18 protein-coding genes are annotated in these 21,983 nt (G+C 36.9%); 7 read left to right on the forward strand and 11 right to left on the reverse strand.

Annotated features, from left to right (window positions below; genetic code table 11):
- Positions 1-261: 261 nt before the first annotated feature.
- Positions 262-2,556: a hypothetical protein gene (locus V4596_04170; GenBank protein ID MES2768319.1), complete on the forward strand. Its 2,295-nt coding sequence runs from the start codon at positions 262-264 to the stop codon at positions 2,554-2,556.
- A gap of 139 nt (positions 2,557-2,695) precedes the next feature.
- The gene (locus V4596_04175) at positions 2,696-4,654 is read left to right on the forward strand and encodes a hypothetical protein (GenBank protein MES2768320.1); all 1,959 of its coding nucleotides are present in this window, start codon (positions 2,696-2,698) and stop codon (positions 4,652-4,654) included.
- On the opposite strand, the gene V4596_04180 is transcribed toward V4596_04175, so the two are convergent.
- From V4596_04180 to V4596_04190, 3 genes are read right to left on the reverse strand one after another with little or no spacing between them, the layout of a single operon-like run.
- Entirely contained in the window at positions 4,651-5,019 is a 369-nt protein-coding gene (locus V4596_04180; protein MES2768321.1) for a hypothetical protein, read from the reverse strand. The genes V4596_04175 and V4596_04180 overlap by 4 nt on opposite strands.
- A 6-nt stretch (positions 5,020-5,025) precedes the next feature.
- The gene (locus tag V4596_04185; GenBank protein MES2768322.1) at positions 5,026-5,301 is read right to left on the reverse strand and encodes a cation transporter; all 276 of its coding nucleotides are present in this window, start codon (positions 5,299-5,301) and stop codon (positions 5,026-5,028) included.
- Between the two features lie 32 nt (positions 5,302-5,333).
- Positions 5,334-5,990 (reverse strand): hypothetical protein, encoded by a 657-nt coding sequence (locus tag V4596_04190; GenBank protein ID MES2768323.1) that lies wholly within the window; start codon positions 5,988-5,990, stop codon positions 5,334-5,336.
- Between the two features lie 142 nt (positions 5,991-6,132).
- Here V4596_04190 and V4596_04195 point away from each other — a divergent pair, with 142 nt between their 5' ends.
- Positions 6,133-6,654, forward strand: a complete 522-nt coding sequence (locus V4596_04195) for a sigma-70 family RNA polymerase sigma factor (protein MES2768324.1) — start codon at positions 6,133-6,135, stop codon at positions 6,652-6,654.
- The gene (locus tag V4596_04200; GenBank protein ID MES2768325.1) at positions 6,651-7,205 is read left to right on the forward strand and encodes a hypothetical protein; all 555 of its coding nucleotides are present in this window, start codon (positions 6,651-6,653) and stop codon (positions 7,203-7,205) included. Before V4596_04195 ends, V4596_04200 begins: the two co-directional genes overlap by 4 nt.
- On the opposite strand, the gene V4596_04205 is transcribed toward V4596_04200, so the two are convergent.
- Entirely contained in the window at positions 7,183-7,770 is a 588-nt protein-coding gene (locus V4596_04205) for a peptidoglycan DD-metalloendopeptidase family protein (protein MES2768326.1), read from the reverse strand. The genes V4596_04200 and V4596_04205 overlap by 23 nt on opposite strands.
- A gap of 74 nt (positions 7,771-7,844) precedes the next feature.
- On the opposite strand from V4596_04205, the gene V4596_04210 reads away from it, so the two are divergent.
- Together V4596_04210 and V4596_04215 are read left to right on the forward strand one after the other, a co-directional pair.
- Complete coding sequence (locus V4596_04210) at positions 7,845-8,249, forward strand: acyl-CoA thioesterase (protein MES2768327.1); 405 nt, start codon at positions 7,845-7,847, stop codon at positions 8,247-8,249.
- A gap of 391 nt (positions 8,250-8,640) precedes the next feature.
- Entirely contained in the window at positions 8,641-9,294 is a 654-nt protein-coding gene (locus V4596_04215) for a hypothetical protein (protein MES2768328.1), read from the forward strand.
- 46 nt (positions 9,295-9,340) lie between these two features.
- Here V4596_04215 and corA read toward each other — a convergent pair whose 3' ends face one another.
- From corA to V4596_04230, 3 genes are all read right to left on the reverse strand, one after another.
- Positions 9,341-10,414 (reverse strand): magnesium/cobalt transporter CorA, encoded by a 1,074-nt coding sequence (gene corA, locus V4596_04220; GenBank protein ID MES2768329.1) that lies wholly within the window; start codon positions 10,412-10,414, stop codon positions 9,341-9,343.
- 148 nt (positions 10,415-10,562) lie between these two features.
- Positions 10,563-11,021, reverse strand: coding sequence for a response regulator (locus V4596_04225; protein MES2768330.1), 459 nt, complete (start codon positions 11,019-11,021; stop codon positions 10,563-10,565).
- Between the two features lie 191 nt (positions 11,022-11,212).
- On the reverse strand, positions 11,213-13,804 hold the full coding sequence (locus V4596_04230) for an ATP-binding protein (protein ID MES2768331.1): 2,592 nt from the start codon (positions 13,802-13,804) through the stop codon (positions 11,213-11,215).
- 123 nt (positions 13,805-13,927) lie between these two features.
- Here V4596_04230 and V4596_04235 point away from each other — a divergent pair, with 123 nt between their 5' ends.
- Positions 13,928-14,968, forward strand: coding sequence for a metal-dependent hydrolase (locus V4596_04235; protein MES2768332.1), 1,041 nt, complete (start codon positions 13,928-13,930; stop codon positions 14,966-14,968).
- On the opposite strand, the gene V4596_04240 is transcribed toward V4596_04235, so the two are convergent.
- The 4 genes from V4596_04240 to guaA form a co-directional block, all read right to left on the reverse strand.
- Positions 14,958-16,136, reverse strand: coding sequence for a hypothetical protein (locus V4596_04240; protein MES2768333.1), 1,179 nt, complete (start codon positions 16,134-16,136; stop codon positions 14,958-14,960). The genes V4596_04235 and V4596_04240 overlap by 11 nt on opposite strands.
- Positions 16,137-16,239: 103 nt before the next feature.
- Positions 16,240-16,923: a pseudouridine synthase gene (locus V4596_04245; protein MES2768334.1), complete on the reverse strand. Its 684-nt coding sequence runs from the start codon at positions 16,921-16,923 to the stop codon at positions 16,240-16,242.
- Positions 16,924-16,928: 5 nt separating this feature from the next.
- Positions 16,929-20,438 (reverse strand): DNA polymerase III subunit alpha, encoded by a 3,510-nt coding sequence (gene dnaE / locus V4596_04250; GenBank protein MES2768335.1) that lies wholly within the window; start codon positions 20,436-20,438, stop codon positions 16,929-16,931.
- Positions 20,439-20,450: 12 nt separating this feature from the next.
- Positions 20,451-21,980 (reverse strand): glutamine-hydrolyzing GMP synthase, encoded by a 1,530-nt coding sequence (gene guaA / locus V4596_04255; protein MES2768336.1) that lies wholly within the window; start codon positions 21,978-21,980, stop codon positions 20,451-20,453.
- Positions 21,981-21,983: the final 3 nt, after the last annotated feature.

Below are 21,983 nucleotides of genomic sequence, written 5' to 3' on the forward strand. Positions count from 1 at the left end.
GGAAAGCCTCTGCTAAAAACAGGGGCTTTTTTGTATGGTCATCCCTCAGGCCGAGTCTTTGATATAAACCATTTGGACTAATCAAAATCAAATGAATCATCAAAAACAAACCCATTTCTAACAATCGTCGTTCAAACTTTATACATATCAAGTAAAAAAGTAACGAATGATTGTATGAGTGTAATTTTATACACAATTGTCGTATTATCCAAACATACAAAACGAATGCACTCTAGGGTCAAGAGCTGAGGTAGTTTCTAAGTGAGCAATGCTGGTAAAAAAGTTGTAACGTCGCTCCTATTAATCTGTTTTTTAATAACGGATGTATCTCCTGCGTTTGGTCAAGAATTCGATCCAACCCCCATCGCACTTGATCCTTCTATCTTCACCCAAATGGATCCAGATAAGTTCACTCAAAATGAAAAAGAACTTACTGAAGAAGAAAAAAAAGAACTCAAAAAAATCATCGATATCCCAACAAGAAATATGCAAGAAGTCTTGTTCCTATTAAAAAACTTATATCATAAAGTAAAAATGAATGAACAGACTTTAGGTGCAGAAGCGGTTGGTAAAATTATTTCTAAAAGAAAAGACTCCGAAAGCATCCAGTACGAGTTTAAGAATGTTGGAAAAGCAGAACCTTTAGTTATCAATACAAAACGTGGTCCCTATTACTTTACAAAAGTGAGGCACAACGAACTGAAAATACCAATTCTCTTCTTAGACAAAAGTCAAATTGATATAGAATTTCTAGAAGAATCTGAAAAGCGTGTAAAGCTAGGCATGGAATATTTAGATCCTACACTGCAAGGTCTTTCGAAAAAAGAACTCCAACTCGAACTCGATCATCGTAAATTTATCCTCAGGCATTTTAGAACTCTGTACGCAAGAATGCTTCACTCCGCATGGAATCCAAAATTCCAATACCAACCTTTGAGCGAAGCGTTTGAAAGACCTAAAGAAACGGACACTATCGAAACTCCTCCTGAAGAAATTAAATCTCGCATTGATGATGTATTAAATAAACCTTTCAGCGAATTGAAAACCAAAGGTTGGTTTAGACAATTGGTCGACAGAAAATATGATGCTTGGGTTGATCTCGCAAAACAAGAAACTGAAATTGCAAAGACTCGAGAAGGCAATGAAGATGTCATGGTTATTCTTTACGACGGATCCACGGGGGAAGTTGAAAGCAAAACCATGATTCATAAACCAAAAAAATTCACTTTGGATTATTGGAAATCTTTTTGGAGATCGAAATGGGAACCCCCTGTTTATGGTGCTCCGGTATGGGATGAAAATAAAGGTTTAGGAAAATTAAGAGTTTTAAGAACTGGAGACTATTTATTGGGTGGTTTCTTTGCAACTGTTTTAGCAACGTTAGCTTTAGGCACAGGATGGGTTTTTTCAGACGCACTACCTACAGGGCTCACTGCTGGCAAAGTGGCGCAAGTTTCATTTGCATGGAGTTTGTTTTTTGGAATCTTCGGTAAAACTTGGGCAAATATTGCTTATACCGGAAATGACTTCTCAAGGTTTATGAAAGCCGCTCTTCCTGGTGTCACTCAAACTTATTCATTCCTAGGACTTTCATCAGAATCCTTAGCTTTAAATACCGGCGAAGGTTTTAGAAATACAGCAGACAACGCGGTAAATATTGGGGTTAAGAGCGTAACCAAAACTTCAACTACAGAAGTTGCTAGAGAAAGACAAAGAACTGGTGAAGCAGAAGGCACAATGAAGGTCAAAGATTTCAATATTGTGCTGCCGTGGAAACACAATATGAAATTTATGGAGTTCGAAGTCGTGGAAACAGAGATCGATACTCTTAAAGTTTTTAGATGGATCAGAGAACAATTTACGATTCAACAACGTGATCCTAAAGCCTGGGAACAGAATTTTATTCTTAAGTTCCATAAAGACATCAAGATGACATTACCATGGCTTGTTCCTACAGAGCACGAAACCTACATCCCAAGACAAAACTATGAGAACCAAGCTGTACAATTTATTACAACTCCTGTAGGACTTCTCTCACGATTTGGTTACATGGTCGCAGGAGTTCCTTTAGGACATTTACTTTATTTGGTCCTGGGACCTATTAGCGAAGTAAGACAAATCCGTTACAAAATAAAATATGGCCAAAAGCTTGCTGAAATTGGTGAAAATCCCACTTTAATTTCAAGATACAACGAATATGTTCAAGATGAAATTAAGCGCTGGAATAGATTAAGAATATTCGGTATTCCTGGTTCTCAGTTCGTAGGTTATGCGGTTAAAAAAGTTCCACTTGAAGTTTGGGATAGTGCAAAGCAATTTTCTGCATGGCTGAGTCGAAAAGTGGCTTATTATACATTCGAAACTTACCAAGGAATTCTGAAAGACTTTAAAAATCAAGAAGACACTAGAGAGCGAGTTAGAGAAACTCAAGATCGCTTCGCACTGGCCATGACCGTACAAACTGAAGGTGGAAAGCCACATCCGGTCCAGATCATTCAAGCCTCTAAAAAACACCAAAGAGCACAGCACGCTATGTGTGCTCGCCTCTTTCAATAAAAGTATTCTTTCCGTGTCGCTTAATCATTAATCATAACTCGGCCCGCAAGCTGTAATGTTTTCCAATTTCCAGCAAGTTGTTAATAAAAATACATAATTCGTTTACATATGGGCTTCATCTTTTTACGTGGGGTAAATAGTGGTTAAACGATTCCTTGGGGCAGGTAATAGTTTACTTTGGGTAAGTCTTTTTAGACAGGTTCTAGCGTTCGCGATCATCTTTCAAATTAGTTTCGGATCAACATTAGGTTTTACAGCAGATTCTGGTGAAGCACCGCGCACAAAAAAAGAATACTCTGTTTTCTTACCTGAAGAATTTAAGAAACTTGCAGAAGAAAATTTTCTAAAAGACGCATCTCAATTCAGTGAAGATTCAAAGTTACTTATCGAAAATCTATTCAATGAGCCTGCAAAAGTTCAAATGGATTTGATTGTACTTGCAAGAGCACTTGCAGAAAAAGCAGAAAAGAGCGTCAACTTAGCCGATGATGTAAGATCTCGCCAAAAAGAGCGCGAAGTTGCTGTCGAAATCAAAGGTTTAGGAAAAGCAGAATTCAATAGTTTTGGATTTAAGGATAGCGGAAGAATCTTTACTCGATTTGTACACTATGGAACAGACACGTCTTATGTTTTTATCGACACAGACCTTGTTCCTCTTGAAAGCTTAACTCCTGAAGAACGATTGGAATTGGGTGAAATTGCAGCAAACAATGAGGCAAGAACTCGAAAAGAAGTTCTCTCAGAATATGAAAGATACATCGCTCTACAACAGATGCATACAAAAGTTCATCCAGAAGAATACAACCCTTTTCCTAACTTAGAAGAAATCAATCCCGCAGATGCAAAGGAATATGTGGATGCACTTGTCAATGCAGCCAAACAAGGTAAGCCAGAAAAGAAGTATGACAAATACGGAAAAATTAAAACCGGAAGACTAGTTAAAGTGATTGGTTACAGTGGTCGTGCAAATGCCCTACGATTTGTTAAAGAATATCCAAGATACGAAAGCTATTCTCCTCTTCAAAAAGCTGCACTTTACTGGACAAGTATTAAAAAAGGAACTCGCCTTAATTGGGAGTACTGGGACAATGGAAATATTTTTCAGAAGCCTTTAACTTTTTTAACTGGTGATGCTCTAATCAGTTTATTTTCAACTGGGATACAAACAGGAATCTTCGTATCTCTTAAACAACTTCAAGGCGATAGCGTAGATCCTTTCTCAGTCCTCTTGGTCGCAGGCTGGGCTTTTGCATTCAGTATTACTTCAACGGCTAGGAATTGGATCAACGTGAACTCCAGCAAATCCTCCATATTATTTAAATCTTTTTTAAATAGCGTTGTCTTTAACTATATCTTACTTGTAGCTGTTCATGGATTTGATACGGTGTTTTCTTTGAATGAAGTTGCTTTTAAACTTTCAATGTTGAATATCGCAAATGCTATGATCAACAACTTTGGAAAAACTTGGTGGTATAAAGTTCCTCAAATGAGGGAGAACGCTGGCTTAAATCTAAAAGAAATTAATACTTTAAAATTAAGAACTAAGATCGACCAATCAATGCTTGAGCAACAGACTTGGTATTTGGGTAGCAATATATTTAGAACTGCCGATCTGTTGGCAATGGATGTTTTATTTAGCATTATGTATTTAGATTTTTCTGCATCTCGCCTAGCCATGATCGCAACCATTCCGGTTCTTCACTATACAATTATGAGATATGCAGAGAAAAAAGACTTCAAGGCCAGTAAAGAATTAAGGGAAGAATGGAATAAAGCGATGTACCTCAGCTGGAATGGAAAATTCCCAACTTACAAAGGACATAAAATTCCAGTACTCTACGCTGGAGCATTTATCTCATTTATAAAAGAAATGGGAATGGTGGGCAGAAATGCAACCTCAATTATTTATTGGCCAGGAAAAGTTGTTTTTAATACGATCACTGCCGGCACAAAAAAGATTGTTAATACTCTCAATAGCCTTAGCCAAAAAGTAATGGCTGAAACAAATCCATCAAGAAGCGAAAGAACTACTTTAGAGACTACTAAAATCTCTTCACCACAACGTGGATCTCTGTGCGTAGGACTTTTTTCTAACTAATCATTTAGAAAATATGGAGCTAGATAGGCAAATACAAAGCCCACTAAATAAATGATCACTGAAACAACGTATACTCTGAATGAAAATACCCTCGAGCTTGTGCAAGCACGGGCAAGTTCGGGGTCCAGAGGACAGGGTTCAAATCTAACCCTATACTGCAAATAACCGCCTAAGCTCAGTAAGATTGCTCCTAAAGCAAATATCACAGACTTATTTTCAGAAATAAAAATAAGCTGTGGATTGTCGCCTAAAAAACCCGCCAACGCTGCGCCAAACCCAAGTGTCACTACCAAGGCTGGCAGAGCACAGCAGATCAATGTGGAAAAGGACGTAAAGAGCGTAAGAAAATTTACAAACTTTTTCATATTGAATTATCTTTCAACCCTCACAACATTATAACCCGCTTCGGTTATAATTTTTTTGATTTCATCGTCAGAAAGATTCTTTTGATCTTTAAATACCAAATGCACATTCTTTTTATCTAGGTCCACGTGCACAACATTCACTTCGTCTTTGGCCTTAAAAGATTTCTCTAACTTGCTTGTGCAGAAGCTGCAAACCATTCCATTCACTTTTACATTGGCTTCTCCCGCAAAACCAGAAAGAGGCAATAGTGCTAGTGCAGCTACTAAAAATAATTTTTTCATAAATTCTCCTATTTTGTTAATTAAAAATGTACTCAGTAATGAACCATAAAATTAAAAATAAAATTTCCATCAATTGTAGAACCAAATTCTGTTAATACGTTTTTGTAGAAGAGCCTAATAACCGGAGCGAGATCGATGCTCTCACTTTCCGCTCTATCCATTGTTGCTTGAAGAATAAACCAGGCATTGAGATCATAGTAACCTGCTACAAAGGGAGCAAACCCAGCTCGCAATTCATAATACTCACTGATGATATCGTTTTTGGTTTTTATATTTTCGTACTTTGCGAGAGTATATATTTTTCGAGTTTCATAATCAGCCTGAATCCCTGTGGAGTAAGCAAAATCATCATTCAATGTATTGTTGTCTAAATCTTTAAACCACGCATTCCCTGCCCCACCCACCAAGTAAACATTCCCCTGATGCTCTTCACCGTTGGACCTGTACAAAAGGAAGCCCATAGTTCCGAGGGCCACATCCGTTTTTCCCAAGAGATATCTTTGTTGGTGCATGCGAGCTCCTAAACCCAACCAATACTTTAATGAGTATATAACATCGTAATGAGACATATCCTCAGAATGCTCTCCCATAAGACTCAAAGTGCCTTGGGAGCTGGTGGGATGGGCAACAACCAGGCGAGGAACAAATCCTATGACTGCTAATATTAAAATGAATAAATAGATTTTCATTTTACCTCATTTTATCTAAGCTACTTATTATGTTTCAGCTTATTACAGTCTATATACGAACTCAGCCGTCCCTATGTGACAAAAATCTGGTGGCTGTCACAAAATAAAGAGCGCAGCCGTAATAGCAATAAGGAAAGCGATCGTGAATTACGACAATATGACGGATGAAAAACTGATGGAGCTTTACCAAGCCTCTGACAAGAGTGCCTTTAATACTCTATTCAAAAGACACTCGGGATTGGTTTATGGTTACCTACTCAAGAAGTTAAAAAATGAAGAGGTTTCAAAGGATGTCCTCCAAATTGTCTTTATGAAACTTCATGTGAATAAAGAAAAATTCAATACTGAGCAGCCTTTTTTACCCTGGTTTTTCGTATTGATAAAAAACACGATGACCGATGAGCTTCGAAAAAAGAAAGAACATCTTGAACTCAAAGAAGAGATGATTATGGAAGATCCAGAGCCACAAATTCACATTGATCTCGACAACGCTGTAAGAGAATTGAATCCACGTTATCAGAAAGTACTCGAAATGAGATACACCGAAGATTTGGATTTTGAAGTGATAGCGAAAAGTTTAAACACAACACCACAGAATATTAGAAAAATAGTGAGCCGCGCAGTTTCAGAACTTAAAAATAAATTTTTAAAGGATGAAAGATGAAAAAAGAATTTATAGATTTTTTAAACACAAAAGAAACTCCCGTTCCCAAAGAGCTAGAGAATCATATTTATATAAATATAGAAAAAGATCTATCTCCAACAAAACCCTTAAATTTGCTTTTAAAATTTGCAGCTTTGAATCTTTCAGCCGGAGTATTCACTTTGGCAATCTGTCCTCAGTTTGGATTGGGTCCGGCTCTAGGGGGGCATGATATTACTCACTATTTTATGAGCATTGGAACTTGGGCTTGTGCGATTTTCTGTGCTACTTTTTATTTTGCAATTGCACAAACTCTTTCTCTCATTATTTTATCTAATCAAGAAATCCGGTGGATCGCTCGCAACAGGTATTCTGTTTTACCAGGATTGGTGATTGCTTCCTTTATAGCTCTGTCAATGCTTGGAAATTCTTTGAGCTCAGATGGGCACAAGATGGTTTTTGAACCAGAATTTCAAGCGATCTGGATCTTGGCGGGAATCATTGTCACTCAAGTCTTATTCAATTTAGTTTCGTTTAGATTCAGAGGTATCAGTAAAGTGGCCCTAAGATAAGTCTTGGGTCAGGGTACTTTTCTAAAGATTCTTTTAAATTCTTTTCGTGAACAACTCCTGGCATATCACATGTTTCTGGTTTTTCGTAAGACAGTTGAAAATGAAGATGAGGATTCCATCCACCGTTCTCAGTTCTATCTCCTAGCCATGCAATGACCTCACCTGCTTTAAATTTTAGGCCAGGCTTTTTGGTTTCAATGGACTTTTTGTTCAAGTGACCGTGAAGAACATAGAGATCTGTTTTCTCAAGGACATGCTTTGTAATGACAGTATAACCGTAATCTAAAGGCTGAGAATTATAACCTACCATATAGATCTCACCATCATAAAAGGCATGCACGGGGGTCCCTACAGGAGCTCCAATATCTATTCCAACATGTATATCCCTTTGATCCACATAAAGTGGCCCCGTGTACATGTTTTTTCTTTTCTCATTGTACTTCCCTATTCCATAAGGAAACTTAAGATTGCGATTTTCATCATAGCCTTGAGTAAAATCGAATATTTCATAATCTTTAGGCAAATCTATAACTGAATGAAATTTAAAGTTTTTAAAATTTATCATTTTTGCTTCATTTTTCCTTAATTTTTCTCTAAAGGGCTTTGCCTTTGAACACATCTTAGCTATATCCTTTATGAATGACACCTAAAATTTTTGAATACAATTTACTTATAAAAGAAGCTCACTTAGACACTTTCGGTCACGTGAATAACGCTAAATATCTCGAGCTTTTGGAAGAAGCTCGCTGGGATCTAATCACACAAAATAGCTATGGCTTAAAAGAAGTTATGGCTAAAAAAATTGGACCTGTAATTTTAGAAGTAAATTTAAAGTTTAGAAAGGAATTAAAATTACGTGAAAAAATAAAAGTTCTTACTTCTTGCAAAAAACATGAAGGAAAAATCGGAACTATTGAGCAAAAAATAATAAATGAAAAAGGCGAAGAATCTGCAATTGCCGTTTTTACCTACGCACTTTTTGATTTAGCACAACGAAAAATCATTGATCCTACGCCAGAGTGGCTTAAAGCTATTGGATACTAGGTTCACTTTTAGAATGAATTCCAAGACTCATAAACGCGTTTTTAAATCAAATTTTCAATCTCATATTGACGATCTAAAAGTCACTATAACTGTCTCACCATTATATTTTCTAGACTGAGACATAGCTTTACCAAAAGCAGTTCATTATGATATACTGGTAGTATCTCAAGGTGATCACTCTATGATCTCCTTAACCTTAACAGGATGGTGTTATATGAAGTTATCCATTCTAATGCTTAAAATATACTCTGGTGGTTAGCTTACCCCTCTGAAGTATATTTCGAATTTTCAAAAAAAATAATAAACGATAAGATTTAGAGTTATAGGTTTACCTTACATATAAGACAGGTTTACTTAGCGCTCAACTCTCGTCCTCAAAAACGGAGCTTTTATGTTTTTCAACAATAAACCCACGCGCAGCAAGCGCTATAAAAAAATCAATGGTAGAAATACTATTGAGATGAATATTAAAACTACCGACCATCTGTTTGATGGCCGAGATCCAGCGCCTTTTAGAGAAAAAGATCTTGATGAAGATGCTGCGAAGTACATTATCACTTCTTTAAGAGAATTGCCGGACGATCAGCCTGCACAACTTAAGATTTATATCACCCAACCGCGAGGCGTTTCTGAAAATGATTCTTCTATTAAAGAAGCGATTAGAAAATTTTTCGAATATGAATCTGATATGAAGAGATTAGAAAGACGCCATATATTTAAAGTGGCTTTTAGATCACTGTTTATTGGTCTTACTTTTTTATTTTTGTCGATTTATGCCTCTTCATTTATTGATCCAGACAAGGGATTATTTCTAAAGTACATCAATGAAGGGATTCACATTCTAGGTTGGTATTCGATGTTTCACCCAATTTCATATGCCCTATATGAATGGTGGCCAATCCGAGACGATGAACTTTTATTTGAAAGAGCTTCGGAGCTTGAAATGGAAATTCTATTCAGAAATGAAATGATCGAAATAGCTAAAAAAGAAGATTCAAAAGAATACCTAAAAAAGCTAGCCAACCTAGCCATTAGCTACAAATAATCCAAAAGGTGCCCACTAGTCGCCACAGCGACTAGTGTTGACCAGACTAGATCCATTTTTTTCTTTTGAAGAAAGTTAGCATGATTGTAGTGATCGCAAGCATGATCGCCCAAATCATGTAATATCCGTTTTCCCATTGGAGTTCCGGAAAATTTTTGAAGTTCATGCCATACACTCCCACAATGAATGTGAGAGGACTGAATACGGATGTGAAAACCGTTAAGAGTCTTAGTACTTCGTTCAATTTTCTATTCATGTTTTGTGCATAGGATTCTGATAAACCACTTAACATTTCTCGATAAAAATCCAAGTGTGCAACCACTTGCAGCGCGTGTTCATAAGAATCTTTGAAATACATTTTTGTTCGAGGCTCAATATCTTCCGTTTCGCTTCTCGTGATGAGTCCAATTGAATCTCTGATTGGAAGCGCAGCCTTCCTTATGTAAATCAATTCGTTTTTTAGATGTCGAATTTCTTGGGCATCTTTGTCGTCCACTTCGACATTCATCTTTGTATCCAGGTCTTCAATTTTGTGACCCAGAATTTTTACAACATGCAGATACTGATCTACTAAGGAATCCACTAAAGCGTAAAACAGATAATCTGCCTTTGCTTGACGGATCTTTCCTTTGGCTTGCCTGATTCTATTTTTTACTGGCTCTAAGATATCATTTGGATTTTCCGTAAATGAAATTACAAAATTTGGACCCAAAAACAAACTCACTTGATCGTATTCAATATACTTTAATTGATCATCAAATCTTGCCGCTTTAATAATAGTGAATAATAAATCATCCACTTCTTCGGCCTTGGGCTGATGTTCAGTATTTAAAACGTCTTCCAACCACATACGATGAATGCCAAAATACTTTCCGACGGCTTCAATAGTTTTAGTATCGCTTAATCCTTTAATATCCACCCAAGTGACATTTTCTTTTTCTTCCGTATTGCTTTTGCATTGCTCGATATTTTGAACTTCTAATTCCGAATAAAAATTTTCACTGTAATCTATAATGTTGATTTTTACTTTTGTGTCGACATGCGAACCAACATAAACAAGGGATCCCGGAGGGAGCCAATTTCGTTCTTTATTTTTTTGCGGACTCTTAGATGACGTCATTGATTAAGTTATCGGATCCTTTCAATAAAATAAAAAGAGAGGTCTCATATTTTGAGACCTCTCTGGGGTATTAACTGGACCTTGGGTAGGATCCGTATTAATGGGGTATGAGGTACGTGGGTTGTGTTAGCGGGTAAGGATACCTAAGTTAAAGTAAATCCTGTAGGATTGATTTCCATTCACTGTATTGCACAGGTTTAGCTAAGAATAAAGGAATCTTGCTAAAGCCATACTTACTATAGAACTTGTCAATAGAAGTACTTGATGTCGCAATGAAAGGAATATCTGGATACAATCCCTGACACTTTCTAAAAAGATCAAGACCTGTCTCCTCACCTTCTAAGAAAATATCGGCAATAATTAAATCATATGGGCTATCCCAATTATGTATTTTTTGACTATGCAATCTAAAGTGCGCTTCCTCTGCACTACTTGCCCAACTCACCTCTGTCGATGGGTTGATGGACATTAAAATCTTTTCAACAATTTCTACCATGTCTAGATCATCTTCTACGATCAAAACTTTTGGTCTGTATTCCTTTACGTTAAGAATGTTTTCCAAATGCTGTGTTAACTCAGAAGTTGATACTGCTTCCTGTTCACTCATTAGTTACCTCCTCCATACATTATCTCGATTGCTGTCTATATAGAGAGTATCTCATGATTCTTATTAACTGCTTAGCCTCATTCTGAGATGTGAATATATCTAAAACTTTGTCGCGCAAATGTGAATATAGGAGAACATATTGGTCTGGATAGGAGACACCAAATAAGACGTAAGTTGAGCTTTTTTGAGAATTAATTCAGGTAAATTTTTCTGTATTCAGTGATTCTATTGACGATCTTTGCAACAACTAGCTTAATTTCTGCCATGTTTTCTACTCCTGCTAATTGTTCTAATTCATCGCCCAATTGACCTAGTTCTTCAAAACCATAACTCTTTGCAGAGCCTTTTAATTGATGCCCGATACGAATAAGGTTTTTTAAATCATTCTTTTCGATGCATTCTTTCATTTGGTCAATCTCCTTAGTACGTCTTTCCAAATACGAAGGAATAAGGTCTGTTACATCAAAATCATCTTTTTTAGTGGGTATATTTTTCTTAAGCGAAATTTCCATTTTTAGATCCTCTTTTTTTATTTCTTCTGTAAATTCTAAATACTGTTTCAATTTAGATCTTACAATATTAGCGTTGATTGGCTTCAATACAAAATCAGTAAATATATTTTTCTCTTTACCAGGATGAAAAATATCCTGACGCTTGTGCGCTGAAAATGCCAGAATTGGTGTTGCATTTATTTTTTGTTTATTTTCATATTCTCGAATTAACGTTGTTGCCGTTATACCATCCATCTCTGGCATTTGTATATCCATAAATACCATGTCAAATTTTTGCTGTTCAAATAGCTCAACAGCTCTTTTACCATTTTCTGCAAAATAAAGATCCAGAGGATATTTTTCTAAATAGACATGCAGCAAAGTCCTATTGTCCGCAGAATCCTCAGCAATCAAGAGTTTATATCTACGTTTAGAAGTTAATAATGTGTCCTCAACCACCAGAGGAGTGTCACTTTCCACATTGTATCCACTCAAATAATTTGCAAATTCAATGGGCTTAATTGGCTTAGGGAAGAAACTATGAATTCCATAAGTATGCAGCAGATCAAAGAGATAATTCGCATGGATGTATCTGAACAAGATACAAATACTATCCATATCGAATTTTTTTTCGCGCAAGAAAATAAAAAAATCCTCAAGATTTGCCCCGAGTGTAGAAGCATCCAACAATACTTTACTGTATTTGGTTTTAACCATACATCCATAAAGCTCTTCGAAGTTATTATAGTTCTTGATTCTATCACACGCACCACCCTGCTCTTCGATGATCGATTGGATGTGAGTACTGGCTTTGTCATTCTTATCAATTAAAAGATATTGGCCACCCGTCAATTTTATTGGAATGTAGTCGTTGATTGTTTTAACTTCTCCATCTATCTCAAGCGGAATTGAAAAACTAAAAGTACTCCCCACACCTTTTTTCGTTTCCAATGTCAATTCTCCACCCATGAGATTTACAATTTCTTTAGCAATAGTTAAACCAAGACCTGTTCCTCCATATTTTCTTCTTACCGAAGAGTTTTCTTGTACGAAACTCTCAAAAATAGAATCAATTTTAGACTGCTCAATTCCAACCCCAGAATCTATAATAGAAAATTGAATTCTTTTTCCTTCAGAATTTGGAACCAAACGAATTTTACAACTTATAAATCCATGCTCAGTGAATTTAGCTGCATTCGAAAGAAGATTCACCAAGACTTGCTGAAACCGAATAGGGTCAGACAAAACCTTAAGAGGAACATCGGAAGCGATATCCAGTGTTAACTCCAAACCTTTTTCTTGAATTTTTGTAGTTACTAAATCTAAAGTTTTCTCTACTACGTTATAGAGATCCGTTCTGATATTTTCTAATTTTAATTTTGAAGACTCCAATGTTGAATAATCCAAAAGATTATTCAACATTTCTAGCAATCCCACACTGGAATTTTCTAAAATTTTAATATAATTTTTCTGCTGGGGCGTCGGTTTAGTTTTGGATAATAATTGAGTCATGCCCAAAATGGAATTCATTGGATTCCTAATTTCATGGCTCAATCGACTTAAAAAATCCGATCGAGACTGAATCGCGGTATTTACTCGATGTACCGCAGGTCTAAATACATATAACCCTTCTATCACCAAAATCAATAATGTAAAAAGTAACAGTGCTATCTCGAGATGTTTAAAATATTGGATAGTATCTCTACTATCTTGCTCATAATTTTTTACAAGTTGAGATATGATATCCCTATAATGATTTTCTGACTTAATAAAGTTTACCACTATAGGATCATTCAATCTGAGCGTAGGATCATCTAGATACTTTATATTTCCTAAACGACCAAAAACATTACTGAGCTGATCAAAAGCGTCAGATACACTCTTTTTGTAAGGCTCAAGTTTTTTTGGAAAACCCAAACCAAAAACGCTTGTTTGATTGATTCTTGTAATTATATTTTTATGATTTTCAATGAGATGGATAATGTCTTTGTCTATGGTCTCAAGCTGTCTCTTGAAATCAGCTTCTCTTCCTATAGTTTGAAGCCTGATGATTTCACGATAAAAACTCTCTGAATCATCAACTTGGCTTTCTAGAATACGTATTGTTCTTTCGTCTGCAGAAAGTTTAACCAAAGAAACTTGAATCAAAAGGTGTCCTGCTAATGATAGTAACCCAATGATTGTTAGCCCAAGGATATATCTTACCGTCAAATTTAAAGGAAAAATTTGATCAAAGTATTTCTGTACTTTTCTATCTAAAGCCTTTAAAAGTGCTATTCTTTGTTTTGTCATTATTGTGTTAATTTTATCTACTTATTGTTGTAAGCATAAGCGTTAAAGTAAATTATGTAGATAAATTAACATCAATGCGCGTTAAAGTGAATCTAGAGTTACTCTAGAATAGCAGAGGAAATCATGGATATTATTACCCAAGGCCTAATCGGAGCAACATTTGCCCAGAGTTTTAGCAATAAAAAGTCGATTAAGATCGCAACTGTTGCAGGTTTTTTAGGGGGCCTTGCTGCAGACTCCGATGGTTTTATTCGGTCTTCTAAAGACTCGCTACTTTCTATCGAATACCATAGGCACTTTACTCACTCTATCCTTTTTATTCCTTTTGGCGCTTTGATTGTAAGCCTAATTATCTGGCTATTTCTTAGACGCAAAGAGGACTTTAAGCAGGTCTATCTTTTTGCGTTTCTCGGTTACGCCACGCACGGAATTCTTGATGCCTGTACAAGTTACGGGACAAGACTCTTTTGGCCTTTTAGTAACGAGCGTATCGCTTGGGATAACGTTGCTATTATCGATCCATTTTTCACAATACCTCTGCTTATCGCAATGATTTGGGGACTGAAAACAAAAAATACTCTTGCTGTTCGTGGAGTTTTTGCAGTTTGCGTAGTTTATCTGTATTTAGGAATTATACAGAGAAACCGGGCCATTGAAACGATTCAAAATTTTGCTCAAAGTAATGGCCAAGTTCCAATGAAAGTACAAGCCAAGCCTACAATTGGACAATTGGTTCTCTGGAAAACTATTTATGTTACTGAAAATAACAAAGCAGAACTTTTTTATAATGTAAATGCAGTACGCTTAGGAATACCTTTCTTATTTGATACAAAAATCTATCCTGGTGAAACAGCTCCAGTGCTAGATTCTAGAAAACACTTTGCTGACTTGAATCCGCAATCAACTTTATACAAAGATATTTTCAGATTCGAAGATTTCTCATCAGGCATGGTCATCCTTATGGCGGATAATCCGAATGTCATTGGTGATGTGAGATACTCACTTTTGCCGAACCAAATCAAGCCTCTTTGGGGTATATCTATTGACATTACAAAACCTGACGAACACGCAAACTTTTTAGGTTTTAGAGCTATTGGAGAAAGGGACTGGACCACCTACTGGTCAATGATTGTAGGAACTCACCCAGCTCAGGTCAGTCTTTAATAGTCACGTCGATAGTTCGAGCGGCACCACTGGTCGTAACATTGAAACCTTGAAATTTCAGCGCTTGAATTCTTTTCGTTAAATCCAGAATAGATCCCGCGTAATCAACATCAAAAATTCTTTTGTCACTTTCGATAGATCTTTCCGAAAGATATCTAATACTTCCAATGGATTTAAGAAGTGTTGATTTAAAATTCTCAAGATTTTTAAAACTCATATCCCCGCGTACTGCGATCTGAATCATTGATGACTCTAGAATTCCTTTTCTTAAAGCACCTTCTAATTGATCTTTAAGGTCGTTTGAAACCTCAGAGAAAATCTTTGGAGCATTCTTTTGAAGAATCGAAGAAAGATCACCGGATTCGGTTTCAAGCTGTCGTGAACTCTCCGCAACCACCTTACCTTGAGACGTAAGAATAGCTTCAAGCTTCACCTGAATTTTGTAGCTTGTCGAAACTCTTTGTGAAGGAGCAATATCTACTTGTCCTTTGATGGCCAAAGGAAACTTAAAGTAAGACTCCATAGATTGATAATCTTCTTTTTTAAAGTAATCTTTTTGGAATTGCATGGGTAAAGAATTTCTAAAATTCCAATCTATAGGATCTAACACATAGAAATTAAGAGATTTTAAAGATTTTCTAAGCTCCGTATTAAAATATTTATTTACGTTTCTCAAAGTATCGTCATTCAGAGGTTCACTCACCCACCACTTGTAAGTTTTTGCTCGAACTTGATCCACATAAGTTACAAAAGGAAGAACAACTCCAGAATCAAACTGCGAGGTAAGAATTCCCGTTTTTTCTAACATTTGCCTTAAATTTTGTGGAGAGACTTTCATATCTACTGAAACTTTAAATTTATTTCCGTTCTGCTCTAAAATATCAGCTTTTATTACAGGAGCAAATTTCCCTGCTTCTTTTGCTGTTTGAGCGTTTAAAATATTTTTACTGGCTTCATATTTTTTTTCGCCAACGAGATCTACCGTAAATCTTGCGACAACTTTTTCGAGAGATTCCTGAATAGCTTTTTCGCGAGCCGCAGATGCGCTTTCTGCCTGGATTGTCATTTCTTCTTTGATATCCGCAAAATCAGTATACTGTGCATGCGCCGTAGAAAGAGCAGAAATATTATGTAACGCTACCAAGGCAAAAAACAAAAGCTGCTTCATATTCTCTCCACAATTTAGAAGATTGAAAACTAGCCCCAAAGGGGTGAACCCATGGATGGGCGAATTTTCAAACTTTCAGAACAGGATGTTCTGTTCCGAATATTTAAATGTTAACTTTGATACCCAGTTTGTTCAAGAGGTTTGAAAAGTCTTGATCGGGCGCTGTCTTCACAAAAACCTTCTCTTTTGTCTCTGGATCTACAAACGAAATAGACACAGCGGAGAGAAGTGTGCGGTTTATATTGTATTTTTCTTTAAAGAAATCGTTATTCCAACTGTTCCCATAAACTGGATCTCCAACTATGGGGCACTTCATCATTTTTAAATGCCTTCTAATCTGGTGATAACGTCCAGTTTCGGGGATAGCCTCCACCAATGAATACTTGCGCTTTTCATTCTTAGCATCAATCTCAATGGTCTCTAAATTTAGAAGATTTGTAGCAGCTAGTTCCGTTAATTTTTCTTTGTGTTTTTTTAAAGGAAAATCTGCCCGAGCTTTTGCAACCATTTCTCCGTGGCAAAATGCCAAATAAGTTTTATCTACCCTTTTTGTTTTAAAAAGTGTCGAGAGCTGATTTGCTTTTTGTTGAGTGAGTGCATAGATTAAAACTCCACAAGTAGGCTTATCAATTCTATGAACGGGATAAATTTTTTGTGAAAGTTGCTTTTCTAACAAAACCTGGCAACTGATTTTATTGTCTTCTTTAGAGTCCGAATAGACCACGTAGCCTGCAGGCTTGTGGACTATGATGTATGTTTTTGCTTTCTTAAGAATTTTAATATTCATATTTGTTAGCGCTCGTTCGATTGAGCACTATGACCCGACATGATGTGAATAAAGCTAGTGTCATTATACTGAGACTGAACTTCTTCAAAAAATCCTTGAGACAAAGAAACACCCGCCACGTCTTCCACTTCAAACATCACTTTTTTCTTTAAATCATCCAGCTGACATTCAAAAAAGACTTTTGATTTTCCTGGATATCTTTTGAAAATGTCTTTGAGTGGCTCGATATCCATGCCCTGAGATTTCATTGCAATTTTTATTTGTGATGCTTTTTTTATTCTTTCTTCTAGCGTGAATACTTTTTCAGCAATTGTTTTAACATTATCTTCATTTTTTTCTACAACAGCTTCAATGATCAAAGGTTGATCGGACTTTGTAAGTGTTTCTGCTTCAGAATAAGCATCTGGAAACACTACCACTTCAACTGAGGAAGTGAGGTCTTCGAGAACCAAAATCGCCATTCTCGTTCCTTTTCTTGTAATGATTTCTCTATGAGAAGAAACGATTCCGCCGATGATAGCTCTTTTCTTATGCTCCACTTTATCTAGATCTACGATATCGTGAGTCACTACTTTACTGAACACATTTTCTAGTCCATTGAGAGGATGTTCGCTCAAGTAAAATCCCAAAACTTCTTTTTCACAGTTGAGTTTTGCAGATTTTGTCCATGTGGGCACTTCAGGCAAATCAATTTCTTTCTCAGAGGATTCTTCCTCGATCATGCCAAAAAGACTAGATTGGCCCAATTCACGATCGTTTCTTTCCACTTCCGCACGCTCAATGAATTTTTCAAATCCTGCAAAGAGTTTTGCTCTGTGTACACCAAAATTATCAAAGGCTCCGGCTTTAGTTAAACTCTCGATCACTTTTTTATTTACGCGTCTTAAATCCACGCTCATAAAGAAGTCTGATATAGATTCAAATTTTTGATTTTCTTTGAGCCCACGAGCTTCTAAAATAGCTTCCACAGCAGACTGCCCGACACCTTTGATCGCACCAAGACCGAAGAAAACATCGCTTTCTCTCACTGTAAATCCATGCTCAGAGAAATTCACATCTGGTGGTTTTACAATGATATTGTGTTTTCTTGCATCTTTAATGTACTTAACGATTTTATCTGTATCTGAAAGTTCGGTGTTGAGCAGAGCTGCGTAGAATTCCACAGTGTAGTAGTTCTTAAGCCAAGCAGTTTGTCCAGCAACCACACAATAAGCAGCAGCATGGGATTTGTTAAAACCATACTCGGCAAACTTTGCCATCAAATCAAAGAGTTCTCCCGATTTTTTAACATCGTGACCATTCTTATTCGCACCATCCATGAATCGTTGTCTTTGCTGATCCATTTCTTCTTTGATCTTTTTACCCATCGCACGACGGAGTAAATCCGCTTCACCCAGAGAGTAACTGGCAATCTTCGAAGCAATCAGCTGTACCTGCTCTTGGTAAACAATAATCCCGTAAGTTTCTTTTAAAATCTCTTCGAGTTCTTCAAAGATATAAGTCACCTTCACTTGACCATGTTTACGCGCAATGTACTCAGGAATCATATCCATAGGACCTGGACGATAGAGTGAGTTCACAGCAACGATATCTTCAAAGCAAGTTGGCTTCACACGCTTTAAGGTTTCGGTCATACCGCCACCTTCAAACTGGAACACTCCAGCCGTATCTCCTCTAGTCATCAGGTCATAAATCCCTGCATCCGTCATAGAGATTTCACTCGCTTTAAACTTCTTGCTTCTATTTTTTTCAATGAGTTTTAAAGCATTATCAATAAGTGTAAGAGTTTTTAATCCCAAAAAGTCGAACTTGATCAATCCGATTTTCTCAGACACCTTCATATCATACTGAACAACGTTTTCGCCCTCAGCGCCTTTGTAAAGAGGTGCGTAACTTACAAGAGGTAAATTAGAGATAACAACACCCGCAGCATGGATCGAGGCATGTCTATGAATGCCTTCGATCTTGCGCGCAAGCTCAAAAAGATTTGCCATTCTAGAGTCTTGATCCATCAATTCTTGGATTCTTGGTTCTAGAGTCAATGCATCCTCTAAAGTGACACCTAGCTTATCTGGCATGAGCTTGGAAAGTACATCCACTTCCTGGAAACTCATTCCCATCACGCGCCCGACATCTCTGATTGCAGCACGAGCCTGAAGTTTACCGAAAGTAATGATCTGAGAAACTGAAGCTGCACCATATTTATTGGTTACATAATTAATCACTTCACCACGACGATCTTGACAGAAGTCGATATCAAAATCCGGCATAGATACACGCTCAGGATTTAAGAATCTCTCGAAAATTAATTTATTTTTAATAGGATCAAGATCAGTAATGTTAAGAGAGTAAGCGACCAAGCTTCCCGCTCCCGATCCCCTTCCTGGTCCAACGGGTATTCCATTTTCTTTGGCCCAGTTGATAAAATCTTGTACGATCATGAAGTAACCGCTGAATCCCATCTTGTCGATGACATCCAACTCGAAATCCAATCTTGCAAAGTATTCCGGTTTATTTTCTTCTAAGACCGTTTCATTACGGGCTTTTTGTTCTTGGAACCTGCCCTCGAGTCCAATCAAAGATTTATCTTTGATTTCTTGCTTAAGAGTTTTTCCATTTTCAGTTGGGAAACTTGGAAGATGATAAATCGGTTTTCCATTTTCATCTTTCAATTTGAAATTTACTTTGCAGCGATCAGCAATCACCAATGTATTGTCACAAGCTTCCGGAATGTCCTTAAAAAGCGCTCTCATTTGCTCGGGAGGCTTGAGATAAAGCTGATCACTTCCAAGTTTTAGTCTAGATTCATCCTGAAGAGTTTTGTTACTTCCAATGCACATTAAAACTTCTTGAGAGAAGGCATCAGAGTTCTCTAAGTAAAACACTTCATTTGTAGCAACAAGTGGAGCACCTGTGATTTTAGAAGCTTCCTGCAAAAATGCATTATATTCTTTCCACTTTTCAATTCCCGGTCTTTGCATTTCAAGATAGAAACTTTCTGGATATATTTTTTGATAGAATTTGATTTGTTCTATCGCTTTTTCAGGACCATGATCAAAATAGGTTATCGCGATATCACCACGAAGGCCGCCAGAAAGCGCTATAAGATTTTTATTAAACTTTTCTAAAACTTCATAGTCGATTCTGGGTTTATAGTAAAAACCTTCCTGATAACCGATCGAAGAGATCTGACAGAGATTTTGATAACCTTCATAATTTTGCGCTAGCAGAACAATCCTTTTATTTTGCGCTCGCCCTGCGTTCCTGGATTCTTCTTGCTTAACCAACCTTCCTGCAGGAGCAATATAAGCATCAAGACCAATGATTCCATTGATGCCTTTAGCTTTTGCGCCAAGATAAAAATCCACAGCACCGAACATATTTCCGTTATCCGTTATCGCAGCTGCAGGCATCTGAAAATCAGAAACTTTTTGAATGAGCGACTTCACTCTCGTGCTAGCCTCGAGCAAAGAATATTCTGTGTGAACATGCAAATGTACAAATGAGTTACCCAAAATATTTTCCCTCTATTCCCACTCAATAGTGCCCGGAGGCTTTGATGTAATATCATAAACCACTCGGTTCACTTTTCTTACTTCGTTCGTGATTCTCCCAGAAACCTTCTTTAAAAAGTCATGAGGAAAATCAAACCAATCTGCCGTCATGCCATCCCGTGATGTCACAGCTCTCAGTGCAACTGATTTTTCATAGGACCTGTTGTCTCCTTGAACTCCTACAGTTCTAATAGGAAGAAGTACCACAAACGCTTGCCAGATCTGAGCATACAACCCACTTGATTTTAATTCTTCAGTGAAAATTGCATCACAATCTCTTAAAATATCTAAATATTCTTTTGTAATATCGCCAAGAACTCTTACCGCCAATCCCGGCCCAGGGAACGGGTGTCTCATCAAAATTTCTTTTGGAATTCCAAGCTCAGCGCCAATAGCCCTTACTTCATCCTTAAAAAGTTCTCTCAAAGGTTCTACCAACTTCAATTTCATTTTTTCAGGCAAGCCGCCCACATTGTGATGGGTTTTGATTGTCACCGAAGCTCCATTCGGAGAAACACTTTCAATCACATCAGGATACAAAGTTCCTTGCGCGAGGAAAGTGATCTGATCTTTTGATTTAATAAATTGATCAAAAACTTCGATAAATTTATTTCCGATAATTTTTCTTTTCTTCTCCGGCTCTACTATATCTTTCAATGCAGTTAAAAAATCATCTTCCGCATCAATACCTGTAACATTAAGACCAAGACTTCTATAAATTCCTAAAACTTCTTCATATTCATTTTTTCTTAAAAGGCCATTGTTTACAAAACAGCATTCCACTTTGTCTACGCCTAAGATTCTTGTGAGCAAGACTCCCACAACCGTGGAATCCACTCCACCTGACAGCGCACAAAGCACGTGTCCATCCTGAACTCTATCTTTTACTTTTTTTGTAAGTTCATTTAAAATATTTTGTGGAGACCAGGTGGCCTTCACTCCACACATTTCAAAAACAAATTTTCCAAGGATATGTTCACCATTTTGTGTGTGGCTCACTTCCGGATGGAACTGCAATGCCAGAATATCTTTTCCATCAAGCTTTCCATGAATCGCGGCAATGGCTCCAGAATTTGTTTTTGCTAAAATCTTAAAGTTTTTTGGAAGTTCTTCAACGGTATCTCCATGGGACATCCAAACCATTTGTGTATCCCCATCGTAAATAGAATTGTCTTCCCACTTGAGATAAGTCATCCCGTATTCACGCTTGTTAGAAGGAATTACTTTTCCCCCAAGATCTTTGGTTACAAGCTGCATTCCGTAGCAAACCCCAAGAATTGGAGCAATATTCACAAGCTCAGAAATTTTTCTATAAGGAGCACCTTCATCACCTACTGATGACGGACCACCACTTAGGATAATTCCTTTAGGAGAAAAATTTTTTAAATTCTCTAATGAATGACTAAACGGAAAAATTTCCGAGTAAATGCCCATCTCTCGCAATTTTCTTGCGATAAGCTGTGTGTACTGAGATCCGAAATCCAAGATGGCAATTTTATCCATTTT

Source organism: Bdellovibrionota bacterium, assembly GCA_040386775.1.
Lineage (GTDB): Bacteria > Bdellovibrionota > Bdellovibrionia > Bdellovibrionales > JAEYZS01 > JAEYZS01.